Source organism: Roseibium sp. 10G30-5 (assembly GCF_055809635.1).
This window is the reverse complement of record NZ_CM147918.1, coordinates 908,305-920,569: the sequence shown is the minus strand read 5'-3', so window position 1 is coordinate 920,569 and position 12,265 is coordinate 908,305. Positions and strand designations below refer to the sequence as shown.

Below are 12,265 nucleotides of genomic sequence, written 5' to 3'. Positions count from 1 at the left end.
GGACAGACGATCACATGGCAGGATCGGGACGCGGAACTGGGTTGAGCAGGCGGAGCATGTTCAGCGTATTGGCGGGCGGTGTGCTGATGGCCGGCTGCATGAGCGGTGCCCCTTCAGCTTATTACGGTCTGTCTGTGCCGCAGATTGATCCGGGCCGGGCCAGGTCTCGCAAGCAGGTTCTGGTGGCTCAGCCGCGTGCGCTCAAAGCGCTGGATACCGCCAATATTGCGGTGATCAACAAGTCGCAGGCAGTGAGCTATTTCCCAAATGTTGCTTGGACGGATACGCTGCCGAATGTCGTGCAAACGAAGTTGGTTGAAGCCCTTCAGAACACCGGTAGCCTGAAAGGCGTCGGGTTTCCGGGTGACAGCTTGCTGATCGACTATCAGTTGCAAACGGAAATTCGTGCGTTCGGCCTTGATGTGAGCAAGGGCGACCGGGCTGTTGTCGAGATTGCCGCCAAGATCGTCAATGATCGCGTTGGGCAGACCATTGCAACGCAGGTTTTCCATGCAGAGACACCGTCGACCAGTGACGATCCTCAGCAGGCTGTGCAGGCTCTCAATCAAGCCTTTCAGAGCGTTGTGACGCAGATCACGACATGGGCGATCACTAAGGTCTGAAGAGCATTTGATGATCTCGTTGAGGGGCCTGCGTACGTGCGTCCCTGATGATCATGATGAGGGCGTTTACGAGCGTATCGCCTCCCGGCGTTCGACAACGACCGGAGCTTAGGGTGCCGACGTCGGTTTGTCTCCTCTGACCGTTGTTCTCGTGACAGACCTTCGCCTTCATGAAACGGCCTCTTAAATGAATTTTTGCTGACGCAGCCAGTGTTCCAGTTCGTCTGGCCAGCCGCTGCTGGGTGTGCCACGTCTCCCCATCCCGAACCCATGACCTCCGCTACGTAGCAGAATGCGCGTCACGGGAACGTGCATGCGTTTGCATGTCTCCTGCAGCAGGGCGGTGTTGTAGGGCGCTGAGATCGGGTCATCGGCCGCCTGTATCAGAAACGTTGGGGGCGAGGCGTGGGTGATGTAGGTTTCGACTGACCAGTCTTTCTCCAGACCAGGGGGCGGATTCCGGCCGACAATCTGAACTCGTGTGGCCGTGTGCTGGTAGGGTGGCATCAAGGTTACTATGGGATAGGCGAGGGCGACAACGGAGACCGTCGCCGGCAATGTATCAATCCGGTCGATGGCAGCATAAGAGTGAAATTGCGGATGATTGGCCGCCAGTCCCATCAGGTGGCCTCCTGCAGAAAACCCTAGGGCCCCGATTTTCTTTGGATGGATCGCGGAGGTGAACTGTCCTGATCGCATGAGGCGGATTGCTCTTTGGGCATCCTGAAGCGGAGCGAAAGCACCTGCTTGCCATTTCTCGCGAGGCAGCCTGTAGGTCAGCACGCAAGCCGTGATGCCACGTGACAGCAACCAGCGCGCTGCCTGATCGCCTTCATGACGGTTTTGAACATACCGATACCCACCACCTGAGGCGACCAGCATTGCCGCGCCGGTGGGCTGATCCGGGATGTACACCCGCAAGAAGGGGTTGGAGATATGCGACAGGGCACCATTGCGATTGATACGCAGAGGCCCGGTTGGGCCGCCACCGCCCGGCGGCCCCTCCGGCCACAGTGAAACATCAGTTGAGTGCAGTCGTTGAACCGTCGCTGCGTGTGCCGGAAATGCCGTGGCAGACCACAATGAGGCCAGAAGAAATTGCCTTCGGTCCAAGCCGGAATATCGGTTGCTCATGCGAAGCGCTGCTCTGCCGTGAAAGAAACTGGTATTATTTGAGCTGGTGTTTGCGGCGCTTTTGCGAGCGATGCCTTTGAAAGTTGCCTTTGCCTTGATGTTGTCAGGTCAGACCAGCGGCAAGGCGTTGTTTTTTGCAAAACAAGAGGTTCAGTCAGAGCGGATCGCACAGGCGGTGCATCAACCTGACTTTCGTTTCGGGGGAAGCAGGTCACCAATAAAAAAGGCGGGTCATGTGACCCGCCTTTTTGTGTTTTGTATTTGACGGTGCGCTTAGTCGAAGCGACCGCTGGCGTGGGCGAGCATGGTGTAGACCTTGCCCGTGTCAGACGTCAGATAGGTCTGCCCCAGCATGTTGTCCCGGTCATTGCGCGCGACCTGAGCGAGAAGTTGCTCGAAGTCCGAAACGTAGCGATCCACTGCGGTGCGGAAGTCGCTGTCGCGGGAGTACTTCTGACGGATCTCGTCAAACGTCTGCTGTCCTTGCAGAGTGTAGAGACGTCGTGTGAAGACGTTGCGCTCGCCGTTGCGGTAGCGGCTCCACAGATCAACGAAGGTGTCGTGATCGATGGCGCGGGCAATATCGACGGAGAGCGAATTCAGGCTCTCAACCGAGTGCAGGGGGAGCGACCGCGGGGGCTTTCGCCGGTGCTGTCGTCTTCGTTCTCGCGTGATGCACGGCGCAGAAGATCCGAAACCCAGCCCTTGTTGTTGCCAACGCTTTCTGCGGACTTCGAATGACGACGTGGCAACTCGTTCGGCTGTGTGCCGGCGGGGGAGCTTGCGCGGCTGTCACGCGGTTCCGGCGCCCGTTCGCGCGGGGCTGGAGCTGCTTCCTGACGACGCGGTGCCGGAGCATAGGACGACTGCGGCGCAGGGGCGGCAGGTTGGCGCGGTGCCAGACTTGCATCACGGGACTGTGGGCGGGAGATGTCAAGCGAGTTGGAGTGCTTGGCAACAATGCCCGACAGTTCGTTCAGCGCCTGGATCTGCTCCTTGACGACCTTGCGAAGAGCCGCAGTACTTTCTTCAGCTTCTTCCGGAAGGTTCAGAATGCCCTGCTTCAGCTCGTTGCGGGTTGACTGCAACTCCCGATGCACTTCGCGGGCAACGTCACGCATGCGCGTCGCTGCTTCATTGAAGCGTTCGGAGGATTCGGTCACCGTTCGGCCCATTTCCGTCATGATGTCGTCCTGGGCGGCACGGATGGCTTCGCGAGCCTTCTTGCCTTCCAGACCGGCGGTCATGCGCATGCCCTCGAATTGCTCGGCCACCTGACGGCTGGCCGCTTCTGCCGCAGCACTCAACATGGAGGCGGCTTCGCGGGCGCGATCATCGGCGTTCTCGAGTGTTTCGCTCAGGGTCTGGGTGAACGACCGCATCAGGCTGTCGACGGCTTCCGTCTTGGCCAGAAGCGTTTGGGCGACTTCCTCGATGGCCGTCTTGCGATCACTGACGCGGCTCTCGACAGAACGATTTGTCTCTTCGAGATGCTGTGCTGCCCTGGCCAGATCGTCGGCCTGACCGGCGAACTTCTGGCTGAGGGTGGTGATGTCCGCCAGCGTCGTTTCCGTGACTGTCTGCAAGGCGCCGACCTGTTCGTCGATCAGGCCAACTGAAGAGTTGGTCTGTGTGACGGCACGATCCACGGCCTGACGGAACTCATTTGCCCGCGAGCCAAGATTGCGTTCGATGTCGCCCAGGTTCTGGTTGGCACCATCAACAATCTGCTGGAAGTCGCTGTTGGAGCTTTCCAGACGCGACAGGATGCCACTGACATCGGTGTCGAGACGGTCGCGAGTGTCGTTGAGCAGATTGGTGGCCCGGTCTGTGCGGTCGTTCAGGGTCTCGACGATGCGATCCCCTGCCTCGACCAGCGAGCGGGTCGCTGCAAGGCCGTTCTGTGCAAAGGTATCGCTGACTTCGCTGCCCTTGACGGTAATGGCATCGAGGATAGCACGGTGAACTTCGCCGACGCGGTCGGTGAGGTCATGAGCCCGATCTTCGATAGCTTTGATAAGCTGGTTGCCATCGTTGCCGATGATACGGGCCAGTTCGCCAGAGCGTGCGCCAAAGGCCTCGTTGAGGGTGGCAGCCTTGTCGAACAGGTCGTTGGCAACCGAGATGCCGCGATTGGCAAGCAGATCCGACGCCTCGGTGACGGCCTTGGTGACACGATCGCGGATGGCGGTCGTCTCGCCGGTCAGAAGGCCGCGGACTTGTTCCAGCGTTTCGTTGAGAGTTTCGCGAGCCTGTTCGCTTTCTGCAGACAGGTTGCCAGAGATCTCTGCGATGAGGCGCGACAGATCTGCATGGACCTTCTCGCTTTCGCCGGTCAGTGAGCCGGAGAAATCGGAGAGGGTACCAACGTAGAGGGTGCGCGCATTTTCGCTCTCAGCGGCCATGGTGCGGGCAGCGTCTGCAACAGCGGAGAGCACCAGGTCACGAACCTTGTTGCTTTCGCCGTCCATCTGTTCACTGGCCTCGACCATCGTGGTGCTGATGATTGCAGCAGCCTTCTGGCTTTCGCTGACAAGCACACCGCGTGCTTCGCCCACGGCTCCAAGAACTGCCTGACGCATCCGATCGCCTTCACCCGACAATTTGGTCGTGATGTCGTTGACCGTACCCGAGACTTCATCAACGGTGCGCGACCGTTCGGCAGCCAGAGAATCCACGGCCTGAGCGACGGCATCGAGAACCATGCTCTTCATCCGGTCGCTTTCGCCCGACAGCGTGGTGCTGGCTTCAGAAATGACCGTGGTGAGAATATCGCGGGCTTTTTCACTTTCGCCACTCAATGTGCCGGAAATGCTTTCCAGACGCTCGTTGAGGACCGTTTCAAGCTGGTTGGCGCGCGTGTCCAGGGTCTCGGCCACTTCGAAGACCTTGGCTCCGAGAGAGACATTGATCTCTGCAACACGTTCAGACAGCGTTTCGGTGAACTGTTCGGACTGACGCGACAGGATCAGGCCTGCCTCTGCCAGACGCGAATCGAGCGCCGTGTTCATTTCATCCTGTCCGGAGACAAAGGCGGATGCGATCTCGCGGGTTCGCGTGATCAGTGTTTCGCTGATGGTGCGCGCGCGGGTATCGAGGGTTTCGTCGATACGCTGCGTGCCTTCCGTCATCGTCTTGGACAGATGTTCTGCCTTTTCCGACATGGAGGTTGCAGCCTGATCGACACGGCTGCTGAGGGTCGTGCCGATGATCTCGGCGCGCTCGGCAAGTGTTGATCCGGCAGCTTCGACGCGCTCGCCCAGACGGACGGTGATGGCGTCTGAACGATCCATCAGGATGTCCGAGATGTTGCGTGTCTTTTCTTCCAAGGCTTCGGTGATGCCTGATGTCCGCTGCTCAATGGCTTCGGACAGCATCACTGTGCGGGTTTCAAGCGCGGCTTCGAAGGAAGACGTGCGCTGATCCAGCGTCAGATCCAGCGTGTTGATGTGGCTGCCAAGCGACTCGTCCATGCTCTCGATCCGGGTCGAGAAGGTGGAGTCGAGCGTATAGAGGCGGCTGTCTAGGCTTTCCGTCAGATGCGAGGTGCGTGCATCGAAGCCTTCGATGAGCTTGCCACCGCGCTCGGTGACGATGTGATCCAGATCATTGAGCTGGTTGCCCAGAATGGCCTGAATGTTGGAGCCCTTGGTTTCCAGCGTCGAGGTGATCAGATCACCAATCGTGCTGATGTTGTCAGCCAGATTTTCGCCGATGGACGTCACGTTGGTGGTCAGGCGATCGCCTGCCGCATTGATGTCGGCGGTGATCTGTGTGCCACGACTGTCGAGCACTTCAGCCAGGGATGTGCCAGTGCTGGTGATGTTGTCACCGAGCATGGTGACGTTGGCCGTGATCGTTTCACCAATGGTGCTGACATTCGTTGCAAGGCGGTCGCCGGCTGCGGTGATGTCGCTGGTGATGCGATCGCCGCGTGTACCAATGAGTTCGGCCAGCGACGTGCCGGTTTCGGCCAGAGTGAACGTGAGGTTGTTGGCTTCCTGACCCAGAGACGCAGAGATTCTTGCGGAAATGCCCTCAAGGCTGTCCCGCAGACCCATGGTCTGCTGTTCCATGATGTCGGCCATTTCGCGGCCACGGCTGGCCAGACGCTCGTCGAGATCCGTGCCGTTGACGGCAATGGATTCGTAGATGCGCTCGGAGATGTTGCCGAGCTTGTCGACCAGTTCGCCGCCGTTGACGGTGATTGTGGTGGACAGGCTGCCAGCGGTTTCGTCCAGCTTGGAGGCGATTTCGCCACCGCGCAGCGACAGATCCACAACGATGGATTCTCCGGTGCCGCGCAGGATTTCCGCAACTTCCGAGGTGCGCTCCGACAGGGTTTCGACAATGTCCGCGCCGCTTTCGGATATGGCTGTGGTGACCTCTGCTGCGCGGGTGGAGATGCTGTCGACAACCATTGCGCCCGTCTGGCTGAGCGAGGCATCGAGACCGGTGACGCGCATTTCCATGGACGACATCAGTTCGTCGGTGCGTGTCGTGACCGTGTCGATCAGGCGGCCACTGGTGAGTGCGATGTTGGCGTTGATCTCTTCGCCCTGCTTGGAGATCGTCTCGCCGACCGAAAGACCGGTGGTCTCCAGCGTGGTGCGGAATTCCTGGGTCTTCTGATCAAGAGCCTCAACAACCCGGCTGGACGAGCCGGACATGATTTCCTCGATCCGGCCGCTCTGTGCGCCCAGGGTCTCGACGAAATACTCGGTGGTGCTGTTGAGGCGGTCGTTGACTTCGTCGCCGCGTCGCGAAATTGCGTCGTGAACCGTGCTGCCCGTGGCTTCCAGCGTCTTTCGGAATTCCTCTGCCGTGCTGCCCAGCGTTTCGATGACGCGGGTGGAGGAGCCATTCATGGATTGCTCGATGTTCGAGCTGTGGCTTTCCAGCGACTGAACGAAGGTCTGTGCCGTTGTCGCAAAGCGGGTGTTGAGTTCCTCGCCACGCGTCGACAGGGTTTCCCAGATGGTGTTGCCCGAGGTCGACAGGTTTTCGACGAGATCCTGACCCGACGTGAGAAGACGGTCAAGATAATCGCCGGCACGGGACGACAGGGTTTCAACGAGTTCGTTGCCCGAGCTGTCGAGTCCTTCGCGCAGGAATTCGAGCTGCTTGTCAACCGAGGAGGTGAACTGGTTGGTACGGCCGTCAACGGCATCAATCATCCGCGTCGTGGCGGAATCGATGGTGTTGCCGAAGCGGTCGGATGTCTCGGCCAGTCGGGCAGCGACGGACTCGTGAGCACCGGAGATCGTGTCACGGACGCGATCTGCATTGGCAACGATGGATTCACGCTGGCTGACCAGTTCATCGATCAGCGAGCGGATCTTCAATTCGTTGTCATTGTAGGAGCGTTCGAGCGAAGACACTTCGTTATGAACGAGAACTTCCAGCTCGCTGGCGCGGGCAATCGCCCTTTCGATGCCGTCCCCCATGGCGGAGACTTCGCGGCGGATGGCCTTAGCCGACACTGAGGATGGACTCCTTGGCCATGTCCTCCGGCTCTGCAAGACGCAGTGCAACTTCGGTCATGCCGCGTGCGACGATGCGCATTTCCTGCGCCCGCCAGATCATCATGGCCATAACCCAGAAGAACACGATCGGCACGGCGATGGCGACAATGGCCAACAGCACGCCCGGTGCATTGGCCAGATCGCCAAGTCCGCGAATATTTGAGAACTGAGGTCCGAACGACGACGCCGTCAGACTGACTCCAATCAGCGCCCACACAATCGACAAGGCAAAGGCGCCCCAGAAGGGGGCCGTCGAGGGCCGTCTTTGCAGGGCAAAGATGAGGCTGCCAATGTTGCGGCGGTCATCGTTTGCTGCCGGGGGTCTTCCGCCCCGTCCGCCTCTGCGCTTCTCGCGTTCAGCCTGGCGCTTCTCACGAGCGCTCGCGCCCGTGCTGGGCTGCGGCTGATCTGATACTCGCGATCCTGCAGGTGCAGACGACATGGTTGAATTTGTCTGATCGTCACTAGCGGTGTCGCCGAAATCGAGCTTTAAAGCTTCTTCTACAGCGGAGAGTGCCGCTTCCGCAGGGTCTTTCACCTTCGGGGGATTTGCCATATGGGATCGCCTCACGTCCGTACTCGTTACATTTCGGTCGGTTCGGTCAAGCCGTAACCTGCCGAATGCATTGACCTGTGAAGGGACTTGAAAGCTGCCCTTTCGAAGTCCTTCATGGTTTGACAGGGTGACGGCAAAGCGGAGACTTACACATGTCTTTCCGTTAGCCTTAATGTCACCTTGTCAGACATCTTTGAATGTCATCGCACAGTGTCTACTAACGAATGACAAACGGCAATCCTTTTAAGGCGCTAGGATTGTCTCTTCGGGCAAAATCTAGGGTCTTTTTGTGGTGAAAAACATCTCTTTGAAAGCCGTTTGAAGCTGTTTTGCACCTGCCAGCCGATACTGTTTTTGTGGGTTGGGCGAGAAATATCGCGCTGCTTCAATCTCCAAAAAGCAGAGTCATACAAACTGTTTGGACGGCTTCTTAAAGTTTTGATTCATATATATGACGTAGGGGCATAAATGGTAGAGGCTTGAAGTAAAAAGCCTTTTTCAGGCGCTTGATTTGGGGGCGTTCTGCCGCAGAGTCAGTGTTACCGGTGGCGCCGTTCGTGTCGAGGGGGCGGCTGATGCCGATCTGACGGGGTCAACGCTCCACAGTGGGTGCAGGAAAATAGCAGAATCTACTCTCGCCAAGTTTGACAGTTAGCATAAATTCATGAATCGACGTTAACCATTTGTTAAATTTTTTGGGGAAACCGCGTGTGACTTCGCGGAAGGGTTAAAGGGTTAATGACATTCCCCGCACAGGCGGTCATGGTGCGCCGCGCGTGGGGTGCGGTGGGGCGTCCCGTTTCGAATCACGACGACAGAAGGTCGACACCACGATGTTTCCCGAGAATGGCCCGGACCCTCATGATGCTTTCGACATGCAGCTTCTGGACACCAACACGCTTGGCAATGCGGATTTGCGCAATCAGGTGTTGACGATGTATCGGACACAATCTCTTGCGATGCTGTCTGAGATCGAGCGCGAGGCGGATCCACGTTTGTGTGCCGAGAAGTTGCACAGTTTAAAGGGGTCGTCGCAAGCCGTGGCTGCCGTGCGCGTGGCCGGGCAGTGCGCCGCGCTTGAAGAGTGTCTGTTAAAGGGCGAGCCTGTTTCCTTTGCCGGATTGCGGGCGGATGTTGAACAGGCTGTGCAGGTCATTGATGGCTTTTCCGGCAGTGCTCGGACTTCTTGACCTTCCTCAAAAGGCGCGATGTCGCGAACAGAATTGACCATCTTTGCTTGACCTTTGATCACGAAGGCTTATGTCGAAGAGAGGAACAGTCGACAACGATAACCAGACGTGGGTCATGCCAAAAGTAACTTATGTATCGCCTGATGGGCAGCGCACCGAAGTGGAAGCCTCTGAAGGTGCCACGGTGATGGAAACGGCTATCAAAAATATGGTGCAGGGAATTGAGGCCGAATGCGGCGGTGCCTGTGCCTGTGCGACTTGCCACGTCTATGTGGATGAGGCTTGGAAGGACAAGCTTTCGGACATGGATCCCATGGAAGAAGATATGCTGGACTTTGCATATGACGTGAAGCCGACCTCGCGTCTGTCCTGCCAGATTCAGGTAAATGCAAATCTTGATGGCTTGGTCGTACATGTACCTGAGCGTCAGGCCTGAGCGTCACGCTTCTGGGCAGTGTTTGCGGCTTTGATTTTCAAAGTGCATTTGGCACCGGTGTCGCCGGTGCCATTTTTGTATGTGGCTGACGGTCCGTGACGTGCAACAGATGCCGGATCAAGCGTTGGTCTTGCGGTTTTCTGCGCGCGATTTGGATTTGGTTGTTTCCGACGTCTTGTCGGGTGGCGTGGAGCTGCGGACCAATTCGCTCATGAATTCGGCAGCCGTTGGCCCTTTCGTGGCTAGGAACGGCGATGGGCGGCACACCGCGATGGCAGCCAGCCCGATGCGGGTTGTCAGCAGACCGTTGATGACGCCTTCGCCAAGACGGGCGGACAGGCGCGCTGCCAGTCCGTGACCGAGGATTTGAGAGGCGAGATTGTCACCTGCCGACATGCCGCCTGTTACCGCCAGATGTGTCAGTACGTGGCGAGTGAGCCGGATGAAGCCCAGAGTGCCGGGGCGACCTCCGTAAAGGCTGGCCAGACGGCGAATGATGCGCAGGTTTTCGAACAGCACCGTCAGAATATCGATCAGCGCGCGAGGGCTCACCGCCGTGACGATGGAGACACGCTTGGCGCTGTTCATGACAATGCGGCGCGCTTCCAGATCAAGAGGGGCGAGTAACTCGCGCTCTCCCAGCATGACCAGATCACGGCCATCAATGATCTCTTCAAGATGGCTCTTGAGCGCCTTGCGTCCGCGCGCTGTTTCGGGGCGGTCCTCATACAGGGCCATCAGGTCCTTGAGGGCCTTCGTTGCCTCTCGGCTATCGTCGCTTGCAGCCGATGAAGCAAGCGCCTCGCGCAATCCGTCGATCTTCTTGAGACGGCGCAAACCGACGGCCTCCCGAATGATCAGGCCGACCAGCCCGACCCCAACCAGACAGGTAAGGGCGACTGCAACCCAGCCAAGCCAGTCCGTGCGGGCGAAGAGATCGCGCACCAGATTGTCGATGGCCAGCCCAATGCTCAGGCTGACCAGACCGGCCAGCCCGCTCATGATCCAGCGGCCGAAGTGCCAGCGGCGTTTGGGTGAGGCGACGCCCGCTTCCAGACGTGGCAGTTCCTGTCCGTCCTGCGTCATCAGCGGTTCTGCAAAATCCGCCTCGTCTTCTGCATCTGCGAGAGAGGCTCGGGTGGAGAACCTCACGCGCTCATCATCAAGCGACAGCGCGGTCGGGCGACGCCGCGGAGGCTGTGAAAGATCCGAGGGCTGGCTCATGCGAGATAGTCTCCGATCAGGAAATCGAGGGCTCTGTCCAAGCGAATATGCGGCAGGGACAAGGTCATACCTTCTGCGGTTCTGTCCAGTTGCGGCGGACGGAACCTGAGATAGTGGATGGCATCGTCTTGCGCTTCAGAAATTGATTCAACGGCGCTGGCCTGCTTGGCCTCTGCTTCAGGTTTTGATTCAAAATGTTGGAAAAGTGAGTCAATGTCGTCAGGCAAGTCTCCGGGAAACATAGCGATTTCCGTTTCGCCGTCATAAAGCTTGCCGTCAAATTTCTGTCCGGGCATGGGCGTGCCGAAGATGGCGGGCAGGTCTTCGCGGCCATGTTGAATACTGGCCTCTCGGGTGGCGCGCACCGAGGCAAGGGCCAGTGCCTGAACGTCGGCCCCCTTGAACTGGGCGTGTTCCATGCCGCGATTGACGAGCTTCTTCAAGATGGTCTGAAGACGGTCATGATCCTGTCGTTGCAGATGATCCGCCTTGGTCGCGGCAAACAGAATGCGGTCAATACGCCGGGACAGGATGGAGCTGAGCCATGACTTCTTGCCGGGCCGAAAGCTGGTGAGGACCTCGCCGAGGGCGGTCTGCAAATCGGTCATTGCAGTGGGGCCGGCATTCAGGGCGTGCAGGACGTCAACCAGAACGATCTGCCTATCCAGCCGTGCGAAGTGATCCCGGAAGAACGGGCGGATGACATGCGCCTTATAAGCCTCATAGCGTCGCTCCATCATTGCATGAAGCGATCCCTTGCGCGGTGCTGCAGCATCATGGGGAATGTCAAGCGGAGCGAAGGTCAGAGCGGGTGAGCCTTCCAGATCGCCCGGCATCAGAAAGCGGCCGGGCGGCAGCATCGATAGCGCATAGGCTTCCTGACGACAGTCTGCAAGATAGCGCTTGAAAGCCTCTGCCAGCTTTTGCGCATCGGTTTCGCTCTCTTCTGCGGTCTTATCGACAGAGCTGAGCGCAGCAAGAAACGGGGCTGCCGGTTCCTTCCTGTTGGATGCGCGGGCAAGCTTGATGGCCTCGGCGGAGAAGGCTGCATAGCTCTTGCCCAGAAGTGGCAGATCCAACAACCATTCGCCTGGATAATCAATCAGATCGAGGTGCAGCTTGCCGGGTCCGAACTTGCGCGAGAAATAGGAGGCACTCTCGTATTCGAGGGTGAGCCGCAGTTCAGAAATCTGTCGCGTCGACTGGGGCCATATGCGATCTTTCACCAGCGCGGCGACATGAGCTTCATAATCGAAACGCGGCACGGCATCGTCGGGCTGGGCCTGAAGATAGGCATCGCTAAGGCGACCACCTGCGGCGGCACGAAACACCGGCAGTCTGCCTCCGTGCAGCAGGTTATGCACCAGCGCGGTGATGAAGACGGTCTTGCCGGCCCGTGCCAGTCCCGTCACCCCAAGACGCAGGCTGGGCACTGTCAGATCGACGGCCGCATCACTCAGGTTCGATAATGTCAGACGGGCCTCATCGGCCAGGTGACAACAGTCGGCTCACGCAAGTTCCTCCGGCTCTGATGTAGGTTTGTGAGAGGGCAGGGCAAGTGCGACCCTGTCACGAAG

Annotated in this window: 9 protein-coding genes and 1 pseudogene; 4 read left to right on the top strand and 6 right to left on the bottom strand. The window is 58.6% G+C overall.

Going from position 1 to position 12,265, the window contains the following annotated elements; translation table 11 throughout:
* Positions 1 to 56 precede the first annotated feature (56 nt).
* A complete protein-coding gene (locus AC0L7U_RS04760; protein ID WP_473694211.1) occupies positions 57 to 623 on the top strand; it encodes an ABC-type transport auxiliary lipoprotein family protein in 567 nt (188 codons plus the stop codon).
* 183 nt (positions 624 to 806) lie between these two features.
* Here the strand turns inward: AC0L7U_RS04760 and AC0L7U_RS04755 are convergent, their stop codons facing one another.
* Positions 807 to 1,757 carry an alpha/beta hydrolase gene (locus tag AC0L7U_RS04755; protein ID WP_473694209.1) on the bottom strand — a complete coding sequence of 317 codons (951 nt, stop codon included), beginning with the start codon at positions 1,755 to 1,757 and terminating at the stop codon, positions 807 to 809.
* Positions 1,758 to 1,803: 46 nt separating this feature from the next.
* On the opposite strand from AC0L7U_RS04755, the gene AC0L7U_RS04750 reads away from it, so the two are divergent.
* Positions 1,804 to 2,022: a hypothetical protein gene (locus AC0L7U_RS04750; RefSeq protein ID WP_473694207.1), complete on the top strand. Its 219-nt coding sequence runs from the start codon at positions 1,804 to 1,806 to the stop codon at positions 2,020 to 2,022.
* Positions 2,023 to 2,030: 8 nt separating this feature from the next.
* Here AC0L7U_RS04750 and AC0L7U_RS04745 read toward each other — a convergent pair whose 3' ends face one another.
* The 3 genes and pseudogenes from AC0L7U_RS04745 to AC0L7U_RS04735 form a co-directional block, all read right to left on the bottom strand.
* Positions 2,031 to 2,177 (bottom strand): hypothetical protein, encoded by a 147-nt coding sequence (locus tag AC0L7U_RS04745; RefSeq protein ID WP_473694205.1) that lies wholly within the window; start codon positions 2,175 to 2,177, stop codon positions 2,031 to 2,033.
* Between the two features lie 179 nt (positions 2,178 to 2,356).
* Positions 2,357 to 5,626, bottom strand: coding sequence for an apolipoprotein A-IV repeat region-like domain-containing protein (locus tag AC0L7U_RS04740; protein WP_473695661.1), 3,270 nt, complete (start codon positions 5,624 to 5,626; stop codon positions 2,357 to 2,359).
* A gap of 21 nt (positions 5,627 to 5,647) precedes the next feature.
* A pseudogene (locus tag AC0L7U_RS04735) lies at positions 5,648 to 7,838 on the bottom strand (apolipoprotein A-IV repeat region-like domain-containing protein); the annotation flags it as partial.
* Between the two features lie 833 nt (positions 7,839 to 8,671).
* Here AC0L7U_RS04735 and AC0L7U_RS04730 point away from each other — a divergent pair.
* Together AC0L7U_RS04730 and AC0L7U_RS04725 are read left to right on the top strand one after the other, a co-directional pair.
* On the top strand, positions 8,672 to 9,028 hold the full coding sequence (locus AC0L7U_RS04730; RefSeq protein ID WP_473694203.1) for an Hpt domain-containing protein: 357 nt from the start codon (positions 8,672 to 8,674) through the stop codon (positions 9,026 to 9,028).
* Between the two features lie 115 nt (positions 9,029 to 9,143).
* Entirely contained in the window at positions 9,144 to 9,464 is a 321-nt protein-coding gene (locus AC0L7U_RS04725; RefSeq protein WP_473694201.1) for a 2Fe-2S iron-sulfur cluster-binding protein, read from the top strand.
* 117 nt (positions 9,465 to 9,581) lie between these two features.
* On the opposite strand, the gene AC0L7U_RS04720 is transcribed toward AC0L7U_RS04725, so the two are convergent.
* Together AC0L7U_RS04720 and AC0L7U_RS04715 are read right to left on the bottom strand one after the other, a co-directional pair.
* A complete protein-coding gene (locus AC0L7U_RS04720) occupies positions 9,582 to 10,688 on the bottom strand; it encodes a YcjF family protein (RefSeq protein ID WP_473694199.1) in 1,107 nt (368 codons plus the stop codon).
* Entirely contained in the window at positions 10,685 to 12,181 is a 1,497-nt protein-coding gene (locus AC0L7U_RS04715) for a YcjX family GTP-binding protein (RefSeq protein ID WP_473695659.1), read from the bottom strand. The genes AC0L7U_RS04720 and AC0L7U_RS04715 overlap by 4 nt, the downstream gene beginning before the upstream one ends.
* Positions 12,182 to 12,265: the final 84 nt, after the last annotated feature.